Origin of the sequence: Candidatus Borkfalkia ceftriaxoniphila (assembly GCF_004134775.1) — a bacterium.
In the GTDB taxonomy this organism is placed as follows: Bacteria; Bacillota; Clostridia; order Christensenellales; family Borkfalkiaceae; genus Borkfalkia; species Borkfalkia ceftriaxoniphila.
Genome location: NZ_SDOZ01000004.1, coordinates 22,675 through 48,630 on the forward strand (window position 1 = coordinate 22,675; position 25,956 = coordinate 48,630).

The following is a 25,956-nucleotide window of genomic DNA, read 5'->3' on the forward strand; positions in this document are numbered from 1 at the left end:
TATGGTAAATTCGGGCAAGATCAATCAGATTATCGGGCCTGTCGTCGACGTTCGGTTCGACGGCGCCATGCCCCCCGTATATGAAAAATTGCAAATAGAAGAGGGCGGCACCGTTCTGGAAGTGCTCGCGCACGTCAAGAAAGGCGTGGTGCGCTGCATCGCCATGAGCGCGACAGAAGGGCTTTCCCGCGGTATGCGCGTGATCGACTGCGGCACGCAGATCGACGTGCCCGTGGGCGAAGGCGTTTTGGGCCGCGTGATGAACGTGCTCGGCGAGCCCATCGACAACAAGGGCGAGATAGACGCCAAGACGCATTGGAACATTCACCGCAAACCGCCCGCTTTTTACGATCAGAACCCTTCCACCGAAGTGTTCGAAACGGGCATCAAAGTCATCGACCTGATCGCTCCCTATTCCAAGGGCGGCAAGATCGGGCTGTTCGGCGGCGCGGGCGTGGGCAAGACCGTGCTCATCATGGAACTGATCCACAACATCAGCAAAGAACACGGCGGCTATTCCATCTTCACGGGCGTGGGCGAACGCTCCCGCGAAGGCAACGACATGATCTCGGATATGGAAGAGTCGGGCGTCATTAAAAATACCGCCTTGGTCTACGGGCAGATGAACGAACCGCCCGGAAGCCGTATGCGCACCGCGTTCACGGGGCTGACGCTGGCGGAATATTTCCGCGACGTCAACCGTCAGGACGTTTTGCTTTTCATCGACAACATTTACCGCTACATTCAGGCGGGCAGCGAAGTTTCGGCGCTCTTGGGCAGAATGCCTTCCGCGGTCGGCTATCAGCCCACGCTGGCGACGGAAATGGGGCTTTTAGAGGAGCGCATCGCCTCCACCAAGCGTGGCTCGATCACCTCCATTCAGGCGGTGTACGTGCCCGCGGACGATATCACCGATCCCGCGCCCGCCGCCATATTCGCGCATCTCGACGCGACGACGGTGCTTTCCCGAAAGGTCGTGGAACAGGGGATTTATCCCGCGGTGGATCCTCTGGAATCCAATTCGCGCATTCTCGATCCGCAGATCGTCGGTTCGCGCCATTACGAGGTCGCGAACAAAGTCATCGCGACGCTGCAAAGATATAAGGAATTGCAGGATATCATCGCCATTCTCGGCATGGACGAATTGTCCGAAGAGGATAAAAATTCCGTTTTCCGCGCAAGGAAAATTCAGAAATTCATGTCTCAGCCCTTCTTCGTTTCCAAAATTTATACGGGACTGGAAGGCCGCTACGTGCCGCTGGAAGCCACGATCAAGAGTTTTGAAACCATTCTGGCGGGCGAAGTGGACGACTTGCCCGAAAACGCCTTTTTCAACGTGGGCGATATCGACGAAGTCAGAAAGAAGGCGCGCGAATTGCAGCCTTAAAGAAAATTATGAATAAGTTTTTTCTGGAAATCATTACGCCCGAGCGCACGTTTTACAGCGGACGGGTCGAATCGATCACGGTCAGCGCCGTGGGGGGGCTGTGCACGATCATGGCGATGCACCAGCCCACCGTTCTCGCCACCGAGCCGGGGATCTTGAAGATCACCGCGGACGGAAAGACGCGCGAGGCGTTTATCAGCGAGGGTTTTATCGAGGTGCGCCCCGACGAAACCGTCGTCTTTTCGCAGGCGGTGGAATGGCCCGAAGAGATCAACGAGCAGCGCGCGCGGGAGGCTGCGGAGCGCGCCGAGGAGATGATACGGCGCAACAGGAGCGCTTCGGAATATCGGCTCAACCGCATCGCGCTGCAGCGCGCGTTTTCGCGCCTGCGCGTAAAAAACGATCATATGAAAGATTAGAAAATTTTGGAGGACGGCGTATTTTTGCGCCGTCCTTTCTTCTTCTATTTGACAAAAAACGCGTATCGTACTATAATGAAAGCAATTACTTTTACAAAGAACAGGAGTTATACGGTATGATCAAACTCATCAGGGGCGGGTGCTATTACATGGACGGCGCGCTCGTCAAGGAAAATCAGGCGTTTCTGACGGCGGAGCAGAAAGCGAAGGCGCAAAAGGGGACGATGACTTACAAGATCCTCCGCGCGCACAACGAGGGCGACGAAGAAAATCTGAAGATCAAGTTCGACGCTATCGCCTCGCACGATATCACCTACGTCGGGATCATTCAGACGGCGAAGGCGAGCGGTCTGGAAAAATTTCCGCTCTCGTACACTCTGACCAACTGCCATAACTCCCTCTGCGCGGTGGGGGGTACCATCAACGAGGACGACCACGTCTTCGGCCTTTCCGCGGCGAAAAAGTACGGCGCGAACTTCGTGCCCCCGCACCTTGCGGTCATTCACCAATATATGCGCGAAACGGAGGCCAAAGTCGGCCGCATGATCCTCGGCTCCGATTCGCATACGCGTTACGGCGCGCTCGGCACCATGGCGGTGGGCGAGGGCGGTCCCGAACTCGTCAAACAGATCTTGGGCAAGACCTATGATATCAAGCGCCCCGAAACGGTGGCGGTGTACCTGCGCGGCAATCTCAGAAAGGGCGTCGGCCCGCAGGACGTGGCGATCGCGCTGTGCGGCGCCGTGTTCAAGAACGGTTTCGTCAAAAATAAAATCCTCGAATTCGTCGGCCCCGGCATCAAAAACCTATCCATGGATTACCGCAACGGTATCGACGTGATGACCACCGAGACCGCCTGCCTCTCTTCCGTCTGGGAAACGGACGAAAAGACGCGCGAATATTACAAAGTCCACGGGCGCGAGGAAGATTACAAGGAACTTAAGGCGGAAAATCCCGCCTATTATGATTACGGCATTACGATCAATCTTTCGACCGTAGAGCCGATGATCGCGCTGCCGTTCCACCCCAGCAACGCGTACACGATCCGCGAACTTCTGGCGCACCCTTACGAGATCTTGTCCGAAGTCGAACAGGCGGGGCGCAAATTGAAGGGCGACGAAAGTTTTACGCTCACCGATAAGATCGTCGACGGCAAGATTTACGTCAATCAGGGCATCATCGCGGGCTGCGCGGGCGGTATGTACGAAAATATCGCGGAAGCGTACGAAATACTCAAAGGCAAGTCCACGGGCACGGGCGAGTTTTCGCTGTCCGTGTATCCTTCCAGCCAGCCCGTGTTCAAGAGTCTGGTGGATAACGGCTATATCGGCGGGCTTATGGAGAGCGGCGCCGTGGTCAAAACTGCGTTCTGCGGTCCCTGTTTCGGCGCTGGAGACGTGCCCGCGAACAACGGGCTGTCCATCCGTCACACCACCCGCAACTTCGAGAGCCGCGAGGGCAGCAAACCCGCGAGCGGACAGTTGGCGGCGGTCGCGCTCATGGACGCGCGTTCCATCGCGGCTACGGCGGCGAACGGCGGTTTCCTCACTTCCGCGCTCGACGTCGACTACACTAAAAAAATCAAAAAATATTCTTTCGATGCGGAAATTTATCGAAACCGCGTTTACCGCGGCGCGGGCGACGCGCACACCGAAACGCCGCTTAAATACGGCCCGAACATAGCGGACTGGCCCGAAATGATCCCGCTCGGCAAGAACGTTCTCATAAAAGCGGTGAGCGTTTTGGAAGATCCCGTTACCACCACCGACGAACTCATCCCTTCGGGCGAAACTTCCTCATACCGTTCCAATCCCCTGAAACTCGCGGAATTCGCGCTTTCAAGAAAAGATCCCGCCTATGTCGGCCGCGCGAAAGAGGTCAAAGCGGCGGAAGAGGCGCGCCGCGCGGAAGGCTCGCTTCCCGAAGAGGTGCTGAAAGAGGTCGGTCCTTTGCAGATCAAAGAGGGCACGATTTACGGCAGTTGCGTCGTGGCGGTCAAACCCGGCGACGGTTCGGCGCGCGAACAGGCGGCGAGTTGTCAGAGGGTGCTCGGCGGCATCGCCAATATCGCCAAAGAGTACGCGACCAAGCGTTATCGCAGCAACCTCATTAACTGGGGCATGCTGCCCTTCGTCGCCGATAAACTCAATTTCAAAGTGGGCGATTATATTTACATTGAGAACATAGACGAACTCATCCGAAACGGCGCGGAGGAAATTCCCGCAAAACATCTGAGCGGAAAGAGCGTGAAGGATATCACGCTGCGCGTGGGCGGCCTCACGGATGACGAAAAGAATATCATTTTGAAGGGCTGTCTGATCAATTTCAACGCCGCGAAATAGGGCGGAGGCTTATAATATGTACCGATTGGAGCAGTATAAAAACATCATAGATCTGACGATCCGTCCGCGCGAGCCGCTCATTTTGAGCGAGCGGGAAAAGGACGGGATATGCGATGAAATGCTCTCCGTGTTGCTCGAAGAGCGCAACGAGATCGCGGCGTTCAGTTATCCGTACAAGGTCAAACGGGATCTCATCTGGGGCTATCTCAACCAGCGTCTGCCCAATCCCGTGAGCGCGCGTTTTCTGGAAATCCAGGATAAACTGTTCTGGTCGGAAACGCTGGAAAACGGCATCGTCGACGTTGCGGACATTCCCTGCCGCGACCGGATCGCGCTGTGGCAGGGCGATATCACCCGTCTGAACGCGGACGCGGTGGTGAACGCCGCCAACAATCGGTTGCTCGGCTGTTTCATTCCCCACCACAAGTGTATCGACAACGTCATCCACTCGCGGGCGGGCGTGCAAGTGCGTCTGGACTGTTCCAAGATCATGGGCGCGCAGGGCGAAAAGGAGCCTTCCGGCTGCGCCAAGATCACGCGCGCGTATAATCTGCCTTCCAAATATATCATCCATACCGTAGGGCCGATGGTCGGGCGCAAAGTGACCGACGAGGACAGGCGCGTGTTGCGGGGATGCTATATTTCCAGTCTGAACCTCGCAAAGGAAATGCGTCTTGAAAGCATCGCTTTCTGCTGTATCTCCACGGGAATTTTCGGGTTTCCGAACGACGAGGCGGCGGCCGTCGCCGTGGGTGCGGTCAAACAGTGGCTCATGGAAAACGATTACCCGATCCGCGTTATCTTCGACGTGTTTCTGGACAAAGACCTTGCCATCTATCGCGAAATTTTAGACAACGTATAGGAAAAGACACGGCGTCAGCCGTGTCTTTTATTCCGCCTGAATTTGATACAGAGCGGGTCTTTCGGGCTTCGCAGGCGAAAACTGCGCCTTGTCGATGTGCATGAGATTCGCCGTGCCGCAGAGGGCCGCCGCGCAGAGCGCGCATAACAAAAACCGTTTCATGCCCGCAGTATTTGCATAGATACCGAAAAGTATGCGCGTATCTCTTGCTTTTTCGCGCGGAAAGGTTTATAATAAAAACAAGACAGATGCCGAAGGGCAAATGCCTTTTAAAAATATTTGCAACCTGCGCCGAAGGGTACGCCCGACGGGAAAGGGGAGAATCGGATTTGTTTGAAACGAGTCGGGGCACTCTCTTTTTTCCGCGCGCGGGAAAAGGGAGTTTTTTTATGTCCGAAAACCGCGTTGCGGCGGTCAGTATCGTCGTGGAAAAGAAAGAGAGCACCGAAAAACTCAACGCCGTTCTGCACGAATTCGGGGAATACATCATCGGCAGAATGGGGATACCTTATAAACCCAAGGGCATTTCCGTCCTGTCCGTCGTGCTCGACGCGCCGACGGAGATCGTCAATGCGCTCACGGGCAAACTCGGCATGCTCGACGGCGTGTCCGCAAAAACTTTGTTTTCGAAATATTGATTTCATTTTAAGGAGTATATCCATGAAAAAATTATTGACTTTTCTTTTGTCCGTTCTGCTGCTCGTAAGCGGCGCGTTCGCGCTCGTCGCCTGCGGACGCGAAAAAGTAATGGTCTATTTCCCCGACGGCACGCCCGGGCTGGCGCTCGCGCAGGCGATCACCGAGGGAGTAAGCGAAACGAACGTTACGTTTAAATTCGAGCCCGTACCCGCTACCGAAATCGCGGGCGTCGTAGCCAACGGCGAAGCGGATCTCGCGATCATGCCCACGACCGCCGCCGCCACGCTGTATGGAAAAAAGAACGTCAAGATCCAACTGATGAGCACCAATGTGTTCGGCAACCTCTACGTTGTGGGATATGGCGAAAACCGCGCCGAAGATCTTCACGGGTTGGTCGGCAAAGTGGTCTATTATACCACGGGCACCACCGTGGATATGTTCCGCTACATCATCGATCAGACCGAGGGGCTTGAATACGCCGAAATGGGCAACACGTCGGACGTGGATCCCGAAAAGATCAATTTACAGCAGGCGACGGAAGGCTCGGAAATCATCGCGTTTATGGCGGATGCCAAAAAGAATAACAAAGAATGTTACGGCGTTCTGGGCGAACCGCAGGTGACGGCGTGCAAAGCCAAAGTGGAAGGCAGCGATTTTATCGTCGATTTCCAGGAAGAATGGAAAAAACTGACGGGTGAAGAGGGCTATCCGCAGGCTTCTCTGGTGGTGAAAAGCGAATTTGCGGAAAATCACGCCGACGTTGCCGAAGCATTCGCGAACAGTCTTGCCGGCAATGCCGCGTGGCTGGAAAACGCCGACAATATCGCGAGATTCAAACAGGCGCTGAAAGACGGCGATTATACATCGTCTTTGATCACCGCGCCCATTACTGCGGAGACCGTCGCCAACTGTCATCTCGGTTTTCAAAAATCCTCCGATATCAAACAGTCGGTCAAAGATTACGTGAAAATACTCAATAAACAGGATCTGGACGACGGATTTTTCTATACCTATTCCGCATAATCGTCCGAGGTAAAAACTTATGAAACCGAAAGTCAAAAAAATCATCGGAAATATCTGTTATCCGCTCGCCGTCGTGCTTTTGATTTTCGGCGTTTGGGCGGCCGCGGCGTACGCGAAGGGCGTCACGCTGATCCTTCCCACGCCCGCGCAGGCTTTTCACGAGTTGTTCGCTTACGTGCAGACTTCGGTTTTCTGGCGCGCTCTCGCAAATTCTTTGTGGCGTTCCTTTTACAGTTTTCTCATTTCCTTTGCGCTGGGGCTCGCGTTCGCGCTCCTTTCGCGGTTTTCCGAAGCGGCGGACAGGCTCGTCCGCCCGCTGATGGCGATCGTGCGCGCGGTACCCACGATGGCGATCATCTTTATCCTTGTCATCTGGTTTTCGCGTACGCTCGCGCCCGTGGTCATCGCGGTCATCGTCATCTGTCCCACGCTGTATTCCGCGTTTCTTTCCGCCATTTTGTCCGTCGATCCGAAACTGCACGAGATGAGCAAAGTGTACGGGGTAAAAAAGCGGGATATGCTGTTGAAACTGTACGTGCCGAACGTGGCGCCCGCGCTCTTTGAAGGCGCGGCGGGCGGGTTTTCTCTCAATATCAAACTCATTATCGCGGCGGAGGCGCTCGCGAGCACGCGGTTCAGTCTGGGCGGGCTGATGCAGAACGCCAAGATCAATCTCGAAATGGAAAAACTGTTTGCCGTCACCGTAGCGGCGATCGTGCTTTCCGTACTCTGCGAGTGGATCATACGTCTGATCGGGAGGGCAATCGTCCGATGGAAATGAAAGATATCGTCCTTTGCGGCGTAAGCAAAAATTACGGCGAAACGGCCGTGTACGAAAATTTCGATCTCACCATCCGCGCGGGAGAGATCACCTGTCTTCTGGGCGCGTCGGGCTGCGGCAAAACGACGCTTTTGAATATGCTGGCGGGGCTTTTGCCATATACGGGCGAAATCAGGGGCGTGCCCGGGCGCGTGTCGTATATTTTTCAGGAAGAGCGGCTTTTGCCCAACCTCACCGTGCGGCAGAATATCGATTACGTTTTGGGAAAGCGTTCGCAAAAGACCGAAGAGATGCTCGCCCTTGTGGAACTTTCGGACAAGGCGGACGTATATCCTTCCGATCTTTCGGGCGGGCAGGCGCAGCGCGTTTCCATCGCGCGGGCTTTTGCCTATCCGTCGGAACTTCTCTTGATGGACGAACCGTTTTCCTCTCTCGATACGGCGCTGAAGATCCGTCTGACGGAAGTTTTCTGCAAATTGTGGGAACGCGACAGGCGAACGGTCGTCTTTGTCACGCACGACGTGGAGGAAGCGTATACGCTCGCGCACCGCGCCGTTCTCATACGCGCGGGCAAAGCGGCGGCGGATTTTACCTGCGGCGAAAAGATACCGCGTCCGTACGGCGAACCTTCGCCGTTCAAACAAAATATTTTGCAGGCGATGCTGCAAGGCTGAGAGCGGGACTTCCCGCTCTTTTTTCTTTGCGCGCATAGAATTTTGCCGTTTCGTCAATACTGCGGGTATGGAAACACATAACGCTCCCGCGCGCGTGCGGCGCGATCTGGTCGCACGCGACGTCAAAAACATGGTCTTTGTATTTGCGCTCGTCTCTTTTTTGGGCTGGTGTACGGAAATGCTCGCCTGCTATCCCTTTTCGGGCTGGCAGGACAGGGGCTTTCTCACACTGCCGTTCTGCACCATTTACGGCACGGCCGCGCTGTTTTATTATTACGCGTTCGGCTTGCCGCAAGAACCGCGCTTTTTCAAACTGCGCGTCTTTCAGGGCAACGGGGCGGCAGCCTTTCTGCGCTACGCCTATTATTTTTTCGTCACCGCGTTTCTGGCGGCTGCCCTCGAATACGTCACCGCGCTCTTTTTCGATTCCGCCTTTTCCGTGCGCCTGTGGTATTACGAGCGCTATGCGTTCAATCTTTCGGGTTACGTCAGCCTCGGCTTTTCGCTGATATGGGGCGCGCTGTCCACCGTGTTCATGCGGTTCGGGTTCGTGCCCATGCTGCGTTTCGCCGCGCTCATGCCTTCGCGCGCGATCACTGCCGTCGTCGCCGTCATTATCGTTGCATTATTGGCGGATTATGCCTTCAATTATATATATTTGGCGATTCACGGCTATCGTTTTATGCTTTTTTGATTGTCTAACGGCTTGAAAGGTGCTATAATAGGTGCGATCGGGAAAAGGGAGGGCGGCTTTTGAAAACTCTGTTCGTTTCGGATCTGGACGGAACGCTGCTTACGAGCGCGGAAAATATTTCGCCGTACAGTCTTGAAAAACTGAACGCGATGATCGACGGCGGTATGCCGTTCACCTACGCCACCGCCCGCTCTTTGAATTCCGCGGCGAAAGCCGTGTGGGGGCTTCGGCAGAATCTGCCCGTCATTCTGTACAACGGCGCCGTCATCATGGAGCCGTCGGGCGGCAGTATGCTTTACAATAACCCCTTCAACGCGGGTCAGCGGGAATACATACGCTCGCTCCTTCAAAAGTACGGCCTTTCCCCGCTCGTCTACTCTTTTCAGAAGGGGCGCGAACTGGTCTCATGGGAGAGGGGACGCGAAACGGAGGGAATGCTGCGCTATCTCGCGCGCCGCCGCGGCGACGCGCGGCTGCATCCCGTGGACAGCGAAAGCGCGCTCTATGAGGGCGATATTTTCTATTTTACCTGTATCGACGAAAAGGCGCGGCTCGACGGCTTACAGCAGTCGGTGCAGACAAGTCTGGATTTGAAGACGATCTTCGAGCAGGAAACCTACCGCACCGACTGGTGGTGCGAGATCATGCCCGCCGCTACGTCTAAGGGCAACGCGGCGCGCGCGCTCAAAGAGATCGCGGGCGCGGAGCGGCTCGTCGTGTTCGGCGACGGCGTCAACGACTTTTCGCTTTTCGAGGCGGCGGACGAGAGTTACGCCGTGCAGAACGCCGACGATAGGCTCAAAGCGATGGCGAGCGGCGTCATCGGGTTTTCCGAGGAGGACGCGGTGGCAAAATTTTTATCAACGTACGAAAAATAAAATTGTGAGGTATGCCTTATGAAAAAAGAAAAGAAAAAGAGCACTTTCTGGAAAGACTTCAAAGCGTTCATCTCGCGCGGAAACATCGTCGACTTAGCGGTCGCGGTCGTCGTCGGCGCCGCGTTTACGGCGATCGTCAACAGCGTCGTGAACGATGTGATCAAGCCGCTGATCGCGCTGCTCGTCAACGGCGATATGAGCGAACTTGTCGTCGTGCTGCGCGCCGCGGTCATGAACGAGGCGGGCGAAATCGTCAAAGAGGCGATCACGCTCAACTACGGCAATCTGATCATGGCGATCTTGACTTTCCTCATCGACGCGTTCGTCATCTTTACTGCCATCCGCATCGTGCGCAACGCGCAGAAGAAACTCAAAGAGGGCACCGAACTTCTCAAAGAAAAACTCGTCAAAGAGGAGGAAGACACCGCTGTCGCAGCGGAAGCGGCACCCGCTGCGGAGTCCGTTCCCGAACCCGCGCCTGCGCCCGCGCCCGTCGAAGAGAAACTTTCCCCCGACGCGGTGGCGCTGCTCGCCGAGATCCGCGACCTTTTGAAAGCGGAAAAAAACCAAACGGAAAATAAATAATTTCCCGCCTTTGATAAAGTCAAGTGTTTGGCGGCCCGATTGTTAAAATTTATCACCGAAAAAATTCAAAATAGGGGCGTTAAACAGTTTTTCAAAAGAAAAGTTTATGATATAATTTATATATCGTTTACAAATGCTATGAGGTAAAGAAATATGTATTCGCAGATTATTTCCGTCGGGTATCGTAATTTCCCGTTTGCCCTGTGCGTTCCGTTCGGAAAGTGCAAAGGCAAAATGTACCCTTATAGCGCCGAAACGGGAATAGTGCACTCTTGTGCCCGAAATGCAAACAGAATTTTCAGATGAAAAAAACAGGTTCCAAGCGCAGGGCAGAATGTGCCGCGTTTGCGAGCCTGTTTTTTGATTTTTCCCTCAGGTGAACACGAAGATCCCGCTGCGGAATATGCTGACCACCGCGTAAACGTTCAATACGATGAACAGAGGCAAAAGGATCATCAGAAGAATGTTGTCGGTCCGGAATTTGGAAAACAGCATTGTCAGAAACGCGCCGAGCGCGCCGCCTAAGAGAGCGGCGAGCAGCAGTTTTCCGTCGCGGTATTTGGGCTTGTCCAACGCGCCTTCCGCCGCTTTTTTTTGCTTTCGCACGAACAGAAGGGCAAAAAAGTTGATCGCGGCAAGATACACGGCAAACAAAATGTAGAGCATAACCATTCTCCTTTTTAGGGGAGTATGTGCAAAAATCGATTATTTCATACTTGGAGGACAGTAGTATGGCAAAAGTTGCGATATTGATGGGCAGCAAATCGGATTTCCCCGTGGTCAGACCCGCGGCGGAAGCCTTGAAAAAATTCGGGGTGGAAACGGAAGTGCGCGTCATTTCCGCGCACCGCACGCCCGACGAAGCGCACGCGTTTGCCGAAAACGCCGAGAAAAACGGCGTGGAAGTTATCGTCTGCGCGGCGGGAAAAGCGGCGCATCTGGGCGGCGTCATCGCGGCTTACACCACGCTCCCCGTCATCGGGCTTCCCGTCAAGACGGATATGATGGGCGGGTTGGACAGCCTTTTGTCCATCGTGCAGATGCCCTCGGGCATTCCCGTGGCTACGGTAGGCGTGAACGGCGGCGAAAACGCGGGGCTTCTGGCGCTCGAGATCCTCGGCGTCAAATATCCCGACATCGCCAGAAAACTCAAAGAATTCAAGGCGTCCATGGCGAATAAGATCAACGCGGACGACAAGGCTTTGCAGGAAGAACTGAAAAATCTTTAAATCGTTATCAATTTTCGGAGGATACATAAAATGGAAAAACGCGCGCAACTCTATGAAGGAAAGGCCAAAAAGGTCTATGCAACCGACAATGCCGACGTGGTCATCGTCGACTACAAGGACGACGCGACCGCTTTCAACGGCCTCAAAAAAGGGACCATCGCGGGTAAGGGCGTCATCAATAACAAGATGAGCAACATGATGTTCAAGATCATGGAGAGCAAGGGGATCCCCACCCATCTCGTAGAGGAACTTTCCGACCGCGAGACCGCCGTCAAAAAGGTGGAGATCGTGCCTTTGGAAGTCATCATCCGCAATACCGCCGCGGGCAGTTTCTCCAAACGCCTCGGCGTGCCCGAGGGCAAAAAACTCCCCGTCACCGTTCTGGAATTCAGTTATAAGAACGACGATCTGGGCGATCCTTTGATCAACGACTATCACGCGCTCGCCATGGAACTCGCCACACCCGAAGAGATCGAGACCATCAAAAACATGGCGTTCAAGGTCAACGAGGTCATGAAGGAGTTTTTCAAGACGCTCAATATCGATCTGATCGATTTCAAGCTGGAATTCGGCCGTTTCCACGGGCAGATCATTCTTGCGGACGAGATCTCGCCCGACACCTGCCGTTTCTGGGATATGACCACGGGTGAAAAACTCGATAAAGACCGTTTCAGAAGGGATATGGGCGGCGTGGAAGACGCTTACAAAGAAGTGTTCGCCCGCCTTACGGGCAAGTAATTCGCGGAGGATCGGCGGATGTATTTGAGGGACGGGAAAAATCCGTTCGACAGTATGAACGAAGAGTGCGGCGTGTTCGGCGTGTACAGTGCGGAGACGCGCGACGTCGCGCATACCGTTTACTACGGGCTGTATGCTTTGCAGCATCGGGGGCAGGAGAGCGGCGGCATCGCCGTCGCCTATGCCAATAAGATCCAATACTACAAGGGCATGGGGTTGATTCCCGAGATCTTTGCAAACGGCAACCTGGACACGCTGCCCGAAGGCGATATCGCCATCGGGCACGTGCGCTATTCCACCACGGGCGCGAGCCTTTTACTGAACGCGCAGCCCATCGTATTCACGGGCAAGTGCGGCAAAATGGCGCTCGCGCACAACGGAAACTTAACCAACACCAAACAACTTCGGGAAGAACTCATCAACGACAACGCCGTGTTTCAGACGACCATCGACTCCGAGGTCATGGCGCTGCTCATCAACAAGAACAGTTACGGCGATATCGTCAAGGGCGTGCTCGCCGCCTGCAACCGTTTCAAGGGATCCTTTGCGCTCGTCGTCATGACGGCGGACAAACTGATCGCCGTGCGCGATCCTTACGGGATCCGCCCGCTCGTGATGGGCAAGAATCTCGACGACGTCGTCATCGCGAGCGAAACGTGCGCGCTCGACGCCGTGGGCGCCAATTATGTGCGCGACGTCAGGCCGGGCGAAGTTCTGGTCATCGATTCCTCGGGCGAGCATTCGTATTTTCTGGAAGGCGCGGGCAGAAAGTGCGCCTCCTGTATCTTCGAATACGTGTATTTCGCGCGCCCCGACAGCGTTCTGGACGGTTGCAGCGTGTACGAATCGAGAAAAGAGGCAGGGCGGCTGCTCGCCAAATATAACCCCGTGGACGCGGATATCGTCAGCGGCGTACCCGATTCGGCGGTGGTCGCCGCGAGGGGCTATTCAGAAGCGACGGGCATTCCCTATGTGGAAACGCTCGCCAAAAACCGCTACGTGGGCAGGACGTTCATTCAGCCCGACCAGTCGATGCGCGAAAACAGCGTCAGCGTCAAGATGAACGCGCTGCGCGCCAACGTACAGGGCAAGCGATTGATCCTCATCGACGATTCCATCGTGCGCGGCACGACCAGCAAGAAGATCGTGAAGATGCTGCGCGACGCGGGCGCGAAAGAAGTACATATGATGATCTGTTCGCCCGTCATCAAGCACCCGTGCTATCTGGGCATCGATATGCAGTCCTATTCGCAACTGATCGGCGCGAATAAGAGCGTCGAGGAGATCGCGGCGTATATCGGCGCGGATTCGCTGCGGTATCTGACGGTGGAACAACTCAAAGAAACGGTAAAGAGCGCGAACGTACAGTTCTGCACGGGCTGTTTCGATAAAAACTATCCTTATCCGATGGACGATTACGAGGCGGATAAACATAAATTCGAATAAGCGAAGGAGAAAACGACATGGCAATTTCCTATAAAGACAGCGGCGTAGACGTCGAGAGAGGCTACAAGGCGGTCGAACTGATGAAAAAACACGTAAAATCCACCTACGATGCGAACGTATTGGGCGATATCGGTTCGTTCGGCGGATTTTATTCGATTACGGGCGAGAAGATGGAAGAGCCCGTGCTCGTGGCGGGCACGGACGGCGTGGGTACAAAACTCAAGTACGCCTTCCTCGCGGATAAACACGATACTATCGGCATCGACGCGGTGGCGATGTGCGTGAACGACATCGTCTGCCAGGGCGCGAAGCCGCTTTTCTTCCTCGATTATTTCGCCACGGGCAAACTTTCGCCCGAAACGGTGGCGACCGTGGTTTCGGGCATTGCGGAAGGTTGCCGCCAATCCGGCTGCGCGCTCATCGGCGGAGAAACGGCGGAAATGCCCGGATTTTATCCCGACGGCGAGTACGATATCGCGGGCTTTGCCGTGGGCATCGTCGATAAAAAGAAAGTCATCAACGGGCAGAGCATCGAGCCGGGCGACGCGCTCATCGGTATCGCGTCCAGCGGCGTGCACTCCAACGGTTATTCGCTGGTGCGCAAACTGTTCGGCGACGAAAACAAAGAGGAGTTGACAAAGTACGACGAGCGCCTCGGCGACACGCCCCTCAACGTACTTTTGACGCCTACGAAAATTTACGTGAAAAGCATTTTGGATCTCATTTCCAAAGTACGCGTCAAGGGGATCGCGCACGTCACGGGCGGCGGATTTTTCGAAAATATTCCCCGCATTTTCCCCGAAGGCATCGGCTGCGAGATCGATAAAAATTCTTACGAAGTCCCTCCCGTATTCCGCGTCATGCAGGAGCGCGCGGGCATCACCGACGCGCAGATCTACAATACCTTCAATATGGGCGTCGGCATGGTCGTCTGCGTCGCGCAAAAGGATGCGCAGGAAACCGTCAAACTTTTAAGCGCGAGCGGCGAAAAGGCGTTCGTGCTCGGCAAGACGGTCGCGGGAAAAGGAGTTACGCTGCTGTGAAAAAAATAGCGGTGTTCGCGAGCGGTTCGGGCAGCGATTTTCAGTCGGTCATCGACGAAAACGAGCGCGAGCCTTTCTGCGCAATTTCCCTTCTCGTGGCGTCGAAGGAGGGCATCTACGCCTTAGAACGCGCCAAAGCGCACAATATCGAGGCGATCGTCCGCAGCAAAAAGGATTTCCCCTCCAACGAGGAAATGTTCGAAGATATCATCCGCGAACTCAACGCGCGGAATATCGACTTTGTGGTGCTGGCGGGCTATCTCAACATGATCGCGGAAAATTTCGTAAAGGCGTTTCCCGACAGAATTATTAACATTCATCCCTCGCTTATCCCTTCCTTTTGCGGCAAAGGGTATTACGGGCTGAACGTGCACCGTGCGGCGCTCGAATACGGCGTTAAAATTTCTGGGTGCACCGTGCATTTCGTGGACGAACATTACGACAGCGGCGCCATTATATTGCAGCGCTGTGTGCCCGTTCTGGAAGACGACACGCCCGAAATGTTGCAGGCGCGCGTTTTGGAGGAAGAGCACCGCGCCCTTCCCGAGGCGGTGCGGCTCTTAACGACGGGAAAAGTACGAAAAGAGGGACGAAAGGTCATCATACGGAGGTAAAGAAAGTGGAGAGCGTATATAAGATCGGCAATATCGGAGATTTGATCAAGGACAACAGTTATGTGGGCAGGGGCGTCGTGATCGGCGAGAGCGAAAACGGCAAAAACGCGGTGTTTGCCTATTTCATCATGGGGCGCAGCGAAAACAGCCGCAACCGCATTTTCAAGGACAGGGGGGAAGAAGTCACCATTTATCCCTTTGACGAGAGCAAAGTGGAGGATCCTTCGCTCATCATTTATTCGCCCGTGCGCCGCGCGGGAAACAGCGTCATCGTGACCAACGGCGACCAGACGGATACGGTGTACGATTTTCTGATGAAGGGAAAAACGTTTGAAGAGGCGCTGGAAACGCGCTGCTTCGAACCCGACGCGCCCAATTTCACCCCGCGTATCAGCGGCGTCCTCGATTTCAAGGACAAGGGCTTTACCTATAAAATGAGCATTTTAAAGAGCGCGGACGAGAAGGGAAGCGCCTGCAACCGCTATACCTTTTCTTACAGTCCGCTCGCGGGCGTGGGACATTTTATCCACACCTACAACTGCGACGGCAATCCGATTCCCACCTTTACGGGCGAGCCCGAGCGCGTGAAGATCCCCGACGATATCGAGGAGTTTTTCTCGGATCTTTGGAACAATCTGAACGAACAGAACAAAATTTCGCTGTACGTGCGCTATACCGACCTTGCAAGCGGCAAGACGCAGGCGAAGATGATCAATAAAAACAAGTAAGGAGAAAAGGGCGATGAAAGAATTCGAACTTAAATACGGGTGCAATCCCAATCAGAAACCTGCGAAAATCTTTATGGCGGACGGGAGCGATCTTCCCATCGAGATCCTGAACGGGCGGCCCGGCTACATCAATTTTCTGGACGCGTTCAACAGTTGGCAGTTGGTGAAAGAAATCGAAGAAAACGTCGGGCAATGCGCGGCGACTTCTTTCAAACACGTGAGCCCCACCAGCGCGGCGATCGGAAAAAAATTGTCCGAACCGCTGAAAAAGTCCTGCTTTGTAGACGATGTCGAAGGGCTGGACGATTCGCCTCTGGCGTGCGCTTACGCCCGTGCCCGCGGCACCGACCGCATGTCCTCCTTCGGCGACTGGGTGGCGCTCTCCGACGAGTGCGACGAAGTGACCGCGAAGATCATCGCCCGCGAAGTTTCCGACGGAGTCATCGCGCCTTCCTATTCCCCCAAAGCGCTGGAAATTTTAAAAGCCAAGCGCAAAGGCTCCTACAATATCGTGAAAATCGACAAAGATTACAGGCCCGATCCCGTCGAGCGCAAACAGGTATTCGGCGTGACGTTCGAACAGGGGCGAAACGAGTTTAAAATCGACAAATCGCTCCTTTCCGATATCGTGACGAAGAATAAAGACCTTCCCGAAGAAAAGGCGGTCGATCTGATCATCGCCCTCATCACCCTCAAATATACGCAGTCCAATTCCGTGTGTTTTGCGGCGGACGGGCAGGCGATCGGCGTGGGCGCGGGACAGCAGTCGCGCATTCATTGCACCCGCCTTGCGGGCAGCAAAGCCGATCTGTGGCATTTGCGCCAGCACGAAAAAGTGCTTTCCCTGCAATTCGCGGACGGCGTGGGGCGGCCCGATAAAAACAATATTATCGATATCTATCTCTCCGACGAAGCGGAAGACGTGCTCGGCGACGGCGTCTGGCAAAAGTTTTTCAAAGTGCGCCCCGAACCCTTCACCGCGGAAGAAAAGAAAGCCTATCTTTCCACGATCAGCGGCGTTTCTTTGGGCAGCGACGCGTTCTTTCCCTTCTCGGACAACATCGAGCGCGCGAGAAAGAGCGGCGTTTCCTACATCGCTCAGCCGGGCGGTTCGGTGCGCGACGATCTCGTCATCGACGCGTGCGACAAGTACGGCATGGTGATGGCGTTCACCAAAATGCGCCTGTTCCATCACTGATCTCTATAAGGAGTGTCTATGAACGTTTTGATCATCGGAAATGGCGGAAGAGAGCATGCGATCGCGCAGGCTCTCAAAAAAAGTCCGCGCGTCGAAAAATTATACTGCATGAAGGGCAATGCGGGCATCGCGGAGATCGCAACCTTGGTGGACGTCGATTATTGCGACGTGAAAGCCGTGGGCGATTGGGTGGATGCGCATCCCGAGATCGGCTATACCGTCATTGCGCCCGACGATCCGCTCGCTCTGGGGCTTGCGGACGAGTTGGAAAGCCGCGGACACAGAGTGTTCGGGCCGAACAAGCGCGCTGCCGAAATCGAATCGAGCAAGGCGTTTGCCAAGGCGCTCATGAAAAAATACGGCATTCCCACCGCGGCTTACGAAACTTTCGAAGATTACAACGCGGCGCTCGCCTACGTGCGCGCGGGCAAATTCCCCGTCGTTTTGAAAGCGGACGGGCTGGCGCTCGGAAAGGGCGTGCTCATCTGCGAAAACCTGCATGAAGCGGAGGAAGGCTTGAAACAGATCATGCTCGACAAGGCGTTCGGCGCCGCGGGCAATACGATCGTGATCGAAGAATTTTTGCGCGGCAAAGAATTCGAGCCGGGCGAAGAGGTCTCCGTGCTCACCTTTACCGACGGCAAGGCCATCGTTCCCATGGTCGCCAGTTGCGACCACAAGCGCGCCTACGACGGCGACAAGGGGCTGAACACGGGCGGCATGGGCACGTTCACGCCCTGTCCCTTTTACGACGCGGCGGCGGAAAAAGAAGTCATGGAAAACATCCTTCTCCCCACGATGCGCGCGATGAACGCGGAGGGGCGGCCGTTCAAAGGCGTTCTCTACTTCGGTCTGATGCGAACGGACGAAGGCTATAAAGTGGTCGAATACAACGCCCGTTTCGGCGATCCCGAAACGCAGGTGGTTCTGCCCATGTTAAAGACCGACCTTCTCGATATTTTCGAGGCGGTGACCGACGAGCGGCTGTCCGAACTGAAAATAGAATGGGAAGAGGGCGCTTGCGTGTGCGTGGTGCTCGCGAGCGGCGGCTATCCCGAAAAATACGAAAAGGGCAAACAAATCGAGATCGGCGCGCTAGACGAAGGAATTCTGCTCGCCCATGCGGGCACGAAACGCGAAAACGGCGTTTTAAAAACCAACGGCGGCCGCGTTCTGGGCGTGTGCGCCAAAGGAAACACTGTGGAAGAGGCGCGCGAAAAGGCATACCGCAACGTGGAAAAGATTTCCTTCGAGGGCATGCACTACCGCAGGGATATCGGCGTGAAATACAACAAAAAAGGGTAAACGAAGAAAGATGATATACAGAATTTTTGTGGAGAAAAAAGAAAATCTGCAAGCGAAAAAGACGCGCGCAGACCTGGACGCGCAGCTCGGCATCGCGGTGGAGGATTTCCGCGAGATCCTCCGTTACGACGTGGAGGGACTCTCGCAAGAGGAACTGAAAGAGGCGATCGTCAACGTATTTTCCGAGCCGCCCGTCGATAACGTATATCTTGAAAATATGGATTGCGGCGAGGATTACAAAGTGTTCGCCGTCAGTTATCTGAACGGGCAGTATGACCAGAGGGCGGACAGCGCCGCCCAGTGCGTGCAACTTTTAACGCGCAAGGCGCGCCCGTTGGTGCGCTGCGCGCGCGTGTACGCCGTCAAGGGCGTGACCGACGCGGAACTTGCGCGTATCAAAAAACATCTCATCAACCCCGTGGAGAGCGAAGAAGTTTCCCTCGACAAGCCCGAAACGCTGCGCCGCGCCAAAATGCAGACGCAGGACGTCAAGGAGATCGCGGGCTTTATCGACATGAGCGTGAACGAGATCGCGAACTATCACACAAAATGCGGTTTCGCCATGAGTGTGGAAGATCTTGTTTTCGTGCGCGATTATTTCAAAAAGGAAGGCCGCAATCCCACCGAAACGGAAGTCAAGGTCATCGATACGTACTGGTCGGACCATTGCCGCCACACGACTTTCGCGACGGAGATCGAGCGCGTGGATATTCATTCGGACAATCCGCATATCCGTAAAGCCTACGATTTGTACCGCGATCTGTTCGAAGAATTCAACGCGAAACGCGAAGATAAATACCCGTGCCTGATGGACATCGCCACCATCGCGGTGAAAAAACTGAAAAAAGAGGGACGGCTCGATAATCTGGATGTTTCCGACGAGATCAACGCCTGCTCGATCTGCATCGATGCGGAGATCGACGGCAAAACCGAAAAATATCTCGTCATGTTCAAGAACGAAACGCATAACCACCCTACGGAAATAGAGCCGTTCGGCGGCGCGGCGACCTGTCTCGGCGGCGCCATCCGCGACCCCTTATCGGGGCGCACGTACGTGTATCAGGCGATGCGCGTGACGGGCGCCGCGGATCCCACCGAGAGCATCGACAAGACGCTCAAAGGCAAACTTCCCCAGCGCGTCATCACCCGCACGGCGGCGGGCGGTTTTTCCTCCTACGGCAACCAGATCGGGCTTGCCACGGGCATCGTGGACGAAGTCTATCACAGCGGCTATAAGGCGAAACGTCTGGAAACGGGCTTTGTCGTGGGCGGCGCGCGGCGCGATATGGTCTACCGCGAAAAACCCGCAACGGGCGATATCGTCGTTTTATTGGGCGGCGAAACGGGACGCGACGGCTGCGGCGGCGCGACGGGCTCTTCCAAAGCGCACGACGCGCGTTCGGTAGAGCAGTGCGGCGCGGAAGTGCAGAAGGGCAACCCTCTCACCGAACGCAAATTGCAGCGCCTGTTTTTAGATCCCGAAGTCACGCGCAAGATCAAAAAGTGCAACGATTTCGGCGCGGGCGGCGTTTCCGTCGCCATCGGCGAACTTGCCGACGGGCTCGTGATCGACCTCGACAAAGTGCCCTTGAAATACGAAGGGCTGTCGGGCACGGAACTCGCCATCTCCGAATCGCAGGAGCGCATGGCGGTGGTCATCGCCGAAAAGGACAAAGAAGAGTTTATCCGCCTCGCGGCGAAAGAAAATCTGACAGCCACACCCGTCGCCGTCGTCACGGACGACAGGCGCATGAAAATGCTGTTCAAGGGCCGCGCCATCGTGGACATTTCCCGCGATTTTCTCGATACCAACGGCGTAAAGCAAATCATATCCGCCGAGATCGACGACAACGCGACGCATTATTTCGATATCCGTCAAAAAGATTTCCGCGAGGGCGTGTTAAAGACGCTTGCCGATCTGAACGTATGCTCCAAGAAGGGGCTTTCGGAAATGTTCGATTCGACCATCGGCGCGCGCACGGTCTATATGCCTTACGGTGGCAGATATCAGCTGACGCCCGCCATTTCCATGGCGGCGAAGATCTGCGGCGGCGAAACGGACGTTGCCACCGTGGCGGCGTACGGCTACTCGCCCGAACTGATGAGCACTTCGCCCTTTACGGGCGCGATCTACAGCATCGTGACTTCGGTGGCGAAACTCATCGCGAGCGGCTGCGATTACGACGAGATCCGCCTCACGTTCCAGGAATTTTTCATGCGGCTCAACCGCGATCCCAAGCGCTGGGGCGTGCCTTTGAGCGCGCTGTTGGGCGCGCTGTACGCGCAGATACAGTTGGGCTTGGGCGCCATCGGCGGCAAGGACAGCATGAGCGGCACCTTCGAAAATATCGACGTTCCGCCCACGCTCATTTCCTTCGCGCTCGCGCCCGCCAAGGCGAGCGGGCTCATTACCAACGTGATCGGAAAGGCGGGAATGAAACTGTACTGGATCCCCATGCACAAGGATTTTTCCAAAATTCCCGACTTTGCCGAACTCGCCGCAACTTATAAAGAAGTCACAGCCAATATCCGCAGCGGCAATATCCAATTCGCCACGGTCGCGGAAAACGGCGGCATCGCGTCGGCGATCGTAAAATCCTGCCTCGGCAACGGATTCGGATTCGTTTTCGAAGGCGACTGCGACTGTATTTTGAGCGAACATTACGGCGAGATGATCGTGGCTCTGGAAGATCCCGAAGCGTTCCGCGGCACGAAGATCTACCTCGGCGAAACGTCGGAGCGCGACTTCGTTTACGATAAGGAAAAAGTGACTTCGGAAGAGGCGCGCGCGGCTTTTTGCGGCACGCTGGAAGGCGTATTCCCCAACACCGCCAAGGCGGAGGGCAGGGCGCGCGACTGCGATTTCGACTGCAAGGGCAAACGCTATACGAATATTGCGACGAAAACCGCAAAACCCCGCGTCTTTATCCCCGTGTTCCCCGGCACCAACTGCGAGTTAGACACCGCGCGTAAATTCGATCTTGCGGGCGCGGAAAGCGAAATTTTCGTCGTCAAAAACCGCACGAGCGCGGATATCGAGGAGAGCGTGCAGGCGATCGCGAAAGCCATTTCCCGCAGCAATATCGTCGCCTTCCCCGGCGGCTTTTCGGGCGGCGACGAGCCCGACGGCAGCGGCAAATTCATCGCGACCACGTTCCGCAATCCGTTCATCGCCGAACAGATACAAAAATTGCTCTCCGAGCGCGACGGACTGATCTTAGGCATCTGCAACGGGTTCCAGGCGCTCATTAAATTGGGGCTTGTGCCTTACGGCGAGATCCGTCCCCTGACGAGCGGCAGTCCGACTTTGACCTACAACACCATTTCCCGCCACGTTTCCACGCTGGTCGATATCCGTGTGGCGTCCGATAAATCGCCGTGGCTGTCCGCGTGCAAGGTGGGCGACGTGTTCACCGTTCCCGTATCCCACGGCGAGGGCCGCATCGTCGCGCCTCTCAAGGAACTGGAACGCATGCGCGAAAACGGGCAGATCGCCACGCAGTACTGCGACTTGAACGGCGCGCCCACCATGGAATATCCCTATAACTGCAACGGCTCGGCATGGGCGATCGAGGGCATCACCTCGCCCGACGGCAGGGTGTTCGGCAAAATGGGACACACCGAGCGCACGGGCGAAAACCTCTATAAAAACTGCGGCGGCAACTTCGACATGAAACTGTTCGAAAGCGGCGTCAAATATTTCAAATAGTAAAAAGAGCGGCGTTACTGCCGCTCTTTTTGTTAAAATATGATAAACAAATAGTTGCTTGCTGTCATGTACAATTCGCGGTTCCCCGTTTAAAATAAAAGCAAAAAGGGGGGGACTCGATGAAAAAAATATGCGCGCTGGCTGCAACGCTCGTTCTGTTTGCCGCGATTTTCGTCGGCAATGCGCCCGTCGAGGCCGCGGCGTATGCGGGATTCGTGGAAACGAATACATATCTATCCAAATTGAGCATGGCGCCGTCAATTATCGCAGAATTGCGAACCGAAGGGCAGGCGGAAAGTTATGCCGAACTCGACCCGAAAATGCGCCCCTCGAACGCCGTCGTAACGGTGGACGACGAACTCAACGTACTGGACGCCGGCGGGAAAGAGATCGGGGATTTTTCGACCGTATTCGAAACGCTCTCTTCGGAAGGGATTCTGACCGTCGTGCGGCTGAAAAACCGCGTGCAGGCGGACGCGCTGTCCGCGTGGCTGATCGAAACGGACGAGTTCGACCTCGCAGCGATGTCGTCCGATCCCGCCGTCGTGAAATATCTGAAAACCAAAGAAAAAGATATACGGGGCATTGCCGATTATTCCGCAAAGACGGCGCAGGATCTGGATGCCGCCGCCTTGGTCAAAGAGGCAAACGAGAATTACTGCAACGCGGTGCTCTTATCGCAGGGCGCGGCGACTGCGGAAACGGTGGCGTTTTTCCAGGCGCGTTTCAAAGCCGTGTGGCTCGCCGCCGATTCGGCGGAGGAGTTCAATTTTTACCGCTGCGTTTCCAGCGGCGCCTACGGCATACTTTCGGACGGCGAGCCGGAAACTCTGTATCATTATTACGACAATTACAATATCAACTCCATTCCGCGCGCCTATCTCAATATCGCGCACCGCGGCATGCCTTACGGTTATCCCGAAAACACTTTGGAGGGCTGCATCGCCGCCTATGAGGCGGGCGCGGACGCCGTGGAGATCGATATGAAGGTTTCCAAAGACGGCGAAATTTTCATACTGCACGATTCCACGCTCGAGCGCACGACCGACGGACAGGGGATCGCGGAACATATGACGCTGGAACAGTTGCGTCAATATAAAGTGACCAAAGACTACAACGGCGCGGAAACGGGCATGGCGTACGATATTCCCACGCTCGACGAGTTTTTCGAATATTTCAAAAAGATCGACGACTGCCTCATCGTGTGCGAGATCAAGACGACGGATCAAAATATCGTGCAACTCTTTTCCGACAAAGTGAAGGAATACGGCATGTACGGAAAAGTCGTGGCGATCGCTTTCGGCATGGATATGCTGGGGCTCATGAAGGAAACGGACGCGGGCATTCCCACCGCCTATCTCAATAAAATTTCGCAGGATGCGGCGGGGCCGCAGTTGCGCGCGCTCTGCGTCAACAACACCGCCGTAGACGCGCAATGCGATCCGACGTATTTCTGGGAAAGAAATTTAAAAAACCGCGGATTCGTCAACTTTTCCTGGACGTACGACGCGAACAGCGTTTTAAACGCCGTGCAGATGGGCGTGACGGGCATCACCAACAACGTGCCTGCGGCAGTCGGCGGCTATCAGAAACGGATTTTGCCGCGCGAGGGTTACACCGTCGCAAGCGCGGCGGCGCTCGAAGGCGCGTCATTTCCCGCGGACGTGGAATTCTGCGACCGCACGCTGGAAGAAAAACAATGTGAAGTTTTCCGCTATGAGGTTTCGGGAAACGAGGCGACGGTGATCCTCAAACACAAGGCGAACAATTTCGTCGTGTACAGCGAACCAGTGCGCGTGCGGATCCAAGGCGCGCAGGAGCCTGAACCGACCCCCGGGCCGAAACCCGAACCCGAGCCCTCGAAAAACGGGTGCGGATCGCATCTTGCGGCGGGAGCGGCCGCGGGCGGTGCGGCTCTGATCGTCCTTGCGGCGGTACTGATCCGCAGTAAAAGAACATGATCCCACTGAAATTGCCCCCTTTGCAACGGAAATACTGCAAAGGGGATTATTTTTGTAAAAATAAACTTTACAAAATCGCTATCTTGTGGTAAAATAAATACATACTACTAATTGTAGGGAGGGGATGACGGCATGAAATGTATGTATTGCGGCTATACCGAAAGCAAAGTGATCGACAGCCGCTCGACCGACGAGGGCAGAACGATCCGCAGAAGGCGCGAATGCATGCAGTGCGGCAAGCGCTTTACGACGTATGAAACCATAGAAACGACGCCCGTGCTCGTCGTAAAAAACGGGGGCAACCGCCAGGCGTTCGATCCCAACAAGATCAAAAACGGTATCATCAAAGCGTGCGAAAAGCGCCCCGTTTCCATGTACAAGATCGAAAAACTGGTAGAGGATATCAAAAAGCAGATCTATAATTCTCTCGAACAGGAGATCACTTCCAAACAGATCGGCGAAATGGTGATGGAAGGACTGCGGCAGATCGACGAGGTCGCCTACGTGCGCTACGCGTCCGTGTACCGCTCGTTTACGGATATCTCTTCTTTTATGAGCGAACTTGAAACGCTGATGCAGGAAGGCAAGATCAAAAAGACCGACCGTAAAGACGAGGAGTAAAAAAGGCCCTGACGGGCTTTTTTTTATATAAAATGCGATGAAAAAAATTGTGAACGTCGGTTCCGCCGTCTTAGGCGACGGAACAATAAAGATCCAGTCTATGACTACCACGCCGACGTGCGACGCGGAAAAGACCGCCGCGCAGATCGGAAGACTCGCCGCGGCGGGCTGCGAGATCGTGCGCGTCGCCGTGCGCGACGAAGCGGACGCGCGCGCCATTCGGACGATCCGCGATAAAATATCGCTGCCGCTCGTGGCGGACATCCACTTTTCGGCAAAACTCGCGGTGCTCGCCGTAGAGAACGGCGCGGACAAAGTCCGCGTCAATCCCGGCAATATCGGCGGCGAAAATCAGTTGAGATCGGTCGCGGATTGTCTGCGCGCCCATCACGTTCCCGTGCGCGTAGGCGCCAATACGGGAAGCCTTGAAAAGGAACATTATCAAAAATACGGAAAGAGCGCGAAAGCGCTCGTCGAAAGCGCGCTCGGGAATGTCGCCGCGTTTGAAAAATTCGGCGTGGACGATATCGTCATTTCCGTCAAGGCGTCGTCCGTGCCCCTCACCGTAGAGGCGTACAGGTTGCTCGCGTCGCTTACCGATTATCCGCTGCACGTGGGCGTGACGGAGGCGGGCACGCACGAGAGCGGCGTCGTCAAGAGCGCGATCGGGATCGGCGCGCTGCTTTTAGACGGGATCGGGGACACGATCCGCGTTTCTTTGACCGAGGATCCCGTCGAAGAGATCTACGCGGCAAAGCGTATCTTACGGGCGTGCAATCTGGCGGGCGGTGTGGACGTCGTGTCCTGTCCCACCTGCGGGCGCTGCGAGTGGGACAGCATGAAACTCGCCCAAAAAGTCGAAGAACTTACCTTTGCCAGCAAAAAAAATCTGAAGATCGCCGTGATGGGATGCGTGGTAAACGGGCCGGGCGAGGCGAAAGACGCGGATCTCGGCATCGCGGGGGGCAAGGAATACTGCGCGCTCTTTCGCGGCGGCGCCGTCACGCAAAAAATCGCCGCGGCGGACGCGGAACGCGTGTTTTTGGGGGAAGTGGAGAAATTACTCAAAGAAGAATGAGG

25 protein-coding genes are annotated in these 25,956 nt (G+C 55.4%); 23 read left to right on the top strand and 2 right to left on the bottom strand.

Annotation, left to right across the window (positions count from 1 at the left end; translation table 11 throughout):
* Position 1: 1 nt before the first annotated feature.
* From atpD to ESZ91_RS10030, 4 genes are all read left to right on the top strand, one after another.
* Positions 2–1,387: a F0F1 ATP synthase subunit beta gene (gene atpD / locus ESZ91_RS10015; protein ID WP_129226856.1), complete on the top strand. Its 1,386-nt coding sequence runs from the start codon at positions 2–4 to the stop codon at positions 1,385–1,387.
* An 8-nt stretch (positions 1,388–1,395) separates the two neighbouring features.
* Entirely contained in the window at positions 1,396–1,806 is a 411-nt protein-coding gene (gene atpC / locus ESZ91_RS10020) for an ATP synthase F1 subunit epsilon (protein ID WP_129226857.1), read from the top strand.
* 116 nt (positions 1,807–1,922) lie between these two features.
* Positions 1,923–4,148 carry a hydratase gene (locus ESZ91_RS10025; RefSeq protein ID WP_129226859.1) on the top strand — a complete coding sequence of 742 codons (2,226 nt, stop codon included), beginning with the start codon at positions 1,923–1,925 and terminating at the stop codon, positions 4,146–4,148.
* A 16-nt stretch (positions 4,149–4,164) separates the two neighbouring features.
* A complete protein-coding gene (locus ESZ91_RS10030) occupies positions 4,165–5,010 on the top strand; it encodes a protein-ADP-ribose hydrolase (RefSeq protein ID WP_201270901.1) in 846 nt (281 codons plus the stop codon).
* 27 nt (positions 5,011–5,037) lie between these two features.
* On the opposite strand, the gene ESZ91_RS11830 is transcribed toward ESZ91_RS10030, so the two are convergent.
* Positions 5,038–5,172, bottom strand: a complete 135-nt coding sequence (locus ESZ91_RS11830; protein WP_268878054.1) for a hypothetical protein — start codon at positions 5,170–5,172, stop codon at positions 5,038–5,040.
* A 227-nt stretch (positions 5,173–5,399) separates the two neighbouring features.
* Between ESZ91_RS11830 and ESZ91_RS10035 the strand changes: the two genes are divergently transcribed.
* The 7 genes from ESZ91_RS10035 to mscL all read left to right on the top strand — a co-directional run bounded on the left by ESZ91_RS10035 (position 5,400) and on the right by mscL (position 10,284).
* Complete coding sequence (locus ESZ91_RS10035; RefSeq protein WP_129226862.1) at positions 5,400–5,648, top strand: TM1266 family iron-only hydrogenase system putative regulator; 249 nt, start codon at positions 5,400–5,402, stop codon at positions 5,646–5,648.
* A gap of 22 nt (positions 5,649–5,670) precedes the next feature.
* Positions 5,671–6,672 (top strand): substrate-binding domain-containing protein, encoded by a 1,002-nt coding sequence (locus ESZ91_RS10040; protein WP_129226864.1) that lies wholly within the window; start codon positions 5,671–5,673, stop codon positions 6,670–6,672.
* 19 nt (positions 6,673–6,691) lie between these two features.
* The gene (locus tag ESZ91_RS10045; RefSeq protein WP_129226866.1) at positions 6,692–7,453 is read left to right on the top strand and encodes an ABC transporter permease; all 762 of its coding nucleotides are present in this window, start codon (positions 6,692–6,694) and stop codon (positions 7,451–7,453) included.
* Positions 7,444–8,127: an ABC transporter ATP-binding protein gene (locus ESZ91_RS10050; protein ID WP_129226868.1), complete on the top strand. Its 684-nt coding sequence runs from the start codon at positions 7,444–7,446 to the stop codon at positions 8,125–8,127. Before ESZ91_RS10045 ends, ESZ91_RS10050 begins: the two co-directional genes overlap by 10 nt.
* A 67-nt stretch (positions 8,128–8,194) precedes the next feature.
* Complete coding sequence (locus ESZ91_RS10055; protein ID WP_129226870.1) at positions 8,195–8,821, top strand: putative ABC transporter permease; 627 nt, start codon at positions 8,195–8,197, stop codon at positions 8,819–8,821.
* Positions 8,822–8,880: 59 nt separating this feature from the next.
* Complete coding sequence (locus ESZ91_RS10060; RefSeq protein ID WP_129226872.1) at positions 8,881–9,699, top strand: HAD-IIB family hydrolase; 819 nt, start codon at positions 8,881–8,883, stop codon at positions 9,697–9,699.
* Positions 9,700–9,717: 18 nt separating this feature from the next.
* Positions 9,718–10,284, top strand: a complete 567-nt coding sequence (gene mscL, locus ESZ91_RS10065; RefSeq protein ID WP_129226874.1) for a large conductance mechanosensitive channel protein MscL — start codon at positions 9,718–9,720, stop codon at positions 10,282–10,284.
* A 372-nt stretch (positions 10,285–10,656) separates the two neighbouring features.
* Here the strand turns inward: mscL and ESZ91_RS10070 are convergent, their stop codons facing one another.
* The gene (locus ESZ91_RS10070) at positions 10,657–10,950 is read right to left on the bottom strand and encodes a hypothetical protein (RefSeq protein ID WP_129226876.1); all 294 of its coding nucleotides are present in this window, start codon (positions 10,948–10,950) and stop codon (positions 10,657–10,659) included.
* 65 nt (positions 10,951–11,015) lie between these two features.
* Here ESZ91_RS10070 and purE point away from each other — a divergent pair, with 65 nt between their 5' ends.
* The 12 genes from purE (at position 11,016) to ispG (ending at position 25,954) form a co-directional block, all read left to right on the top strand.
* Complete coding sequence (purE, locus tag ESZ91_RS10075) at positions 11,016–11,513, top strand: 5-(carboxyamino)imidazole ribonucleotide mutase (protein ID WP_129226878.1); 498 nt, start codon at positions 11,016–11,018, stop codon at positions 11,511–11,513.
* 30 nt (positions 11,514–11,543) lie between these two features.
* Positions 11,544–12,251 carry a phosphoribosylaminoimidazolesuccinocarboxamide synthase gene (gene purC / locus ESZ91_RS10080; protein WP_129226880.1) on the top strand — a complete coding sequence of 236 codons (708 nt, stop codon included), beginning with the start codon at positions 11,544–11,546 and terminating at the stop codon, positions 12,249–12,251.
* A gap of 18 nt (positions 12,252–12,269) precedes the next feature.
* Positions 12,270–13,697 (top strand): amidophosphoribosyltransferase, encoded by a 1,428-nt coding sequence (gene purF / locus ESZ91_RS10085; protein WP_129226882.1) that lies wholly within the window; start codon positions 12,270–12,272, stop codon positions 13,695–13,697.
* Between the two features lie 17 nt (positions 13,698–13,714).
* Positions 13,715–14,740 (top strand): phosphoribosylformylglycinamidine cyclo-ligase, encoded by a 1,026-nt coding sequence (purM, locus tag ESZ91_RS10090; protein WP_129226884.1) that lies wholly within the window; start codon positions 13,715–13,717, stop codon positions 14,738–14,740.
* Positions 14,737–15,354 carry a phosphoribosylglycinamide formyltransferase gene (gene purN, locus ESZ91_RS10095; RefSeq protein ID WP_129226886.1) on the top strand — a complete coding sequence of 206 codons (618 nt, stop codon included), beginning with the start codon at positions 14,737–14,739 and terminating at the stop codon, positions 15,352–15,354. Before purM ends, purN begins: the two co-directional genes overlap by 4 nt.
* Positions 15,355–15,359: 5 nt before the next feature.
* Positions 15,360–16,082 (top strand): IMP cyclohydrolase, encoded by a 723-nt coding sequence (locus ESZ91_RS10100; RefSeq protein WP_201270902.1) that lies wholly within the window; start codon positions 15,360–15,362, stop codon positions 16,080–16,082.
* Positions 16,083–16,095: 13 nt separating this feature from the next.
* Positions 16,096–17,280 carry a phosphoribosylaminoimidazolecarboxamide formyltransferase gene (locus ESZ91_RS10105; RefSeq protein ID WP_129226888.1) on the top strand — a complete coding sequence of 395 codons (1,185 nt, stop codon included), beginning with the start codon at positions 16,096–16,098 and terminating at the stop codon, positions 17,278–17,280.
* A gap of 18 nt (positions 17,281–17,298) precedes the next feature.
* Positions 17,299–18,585, top strand: a complete 1,287-nt coding sequence (gene purD / locus ESZ91_RS10110; protein ID WP_129226890.1) for a phosphoribosylamine--glycine ligase — start codon at positions 17,299–17,301, stop codon at positions 18,583–18,585.
* 10 nt (positions 18,586–18,595) lie between these two features.
* A complete protein-coding gene (locus ESZ91_RS10115) occupies positions 18,596–22,294 on the top strand; it encodes a phosphoribosylformylglycinamidine synthase (RefSeq protein ID WP_129226892.1) in 3,699 nt (1,232 codons plus the stop codon).
* 119 nt (positions 22,295–22,413) lie between these two features.
* Positions 22,414–24,255 (top strand): glycerophosphodiester phosphodiesterase, encoded by a 1,842-nt coding sequence (locus tag ESZ91_RS10120; RefSeq protein WP_129226894.1) that lies wholly within the window; start codon positions 22,414–22,416, stop codon positions 24,253–24,255.
* A 132-nt stretch (positions 24,256–24,387) separates the two neighbouring features.
* Positions 24,388–24,876 (top strand): transcriptional regulator NrdR, encoded by a 489-nt coding sequence (nrdR, locus tag ESZ91_RS10125; RefSeq protein ID WP_129226896.1) that lies wholly within the window; start codon positions 24,388–24,390, stop codon positions 24,874–24,876.
* Between the two features lie 37 nt (positions 24,877–24,913).
* On the top strand, positions 24,914–25,954 hold the full coding sequence (gene ispG / locus ESZ91_RS10130) for a flavodoxin-dependent (E)-4-hydroxy-3-methylbut-2-enyl-diphosphate synthase (protein ID WP_129226898.1): 1,041 nt from the start codon (positions 24,914–24,916) through the stop codon (positions 25,952–25,954).
* The last annotated feature ends 2 nt before the right edge of the window (positions 25,955–25,956 follow it).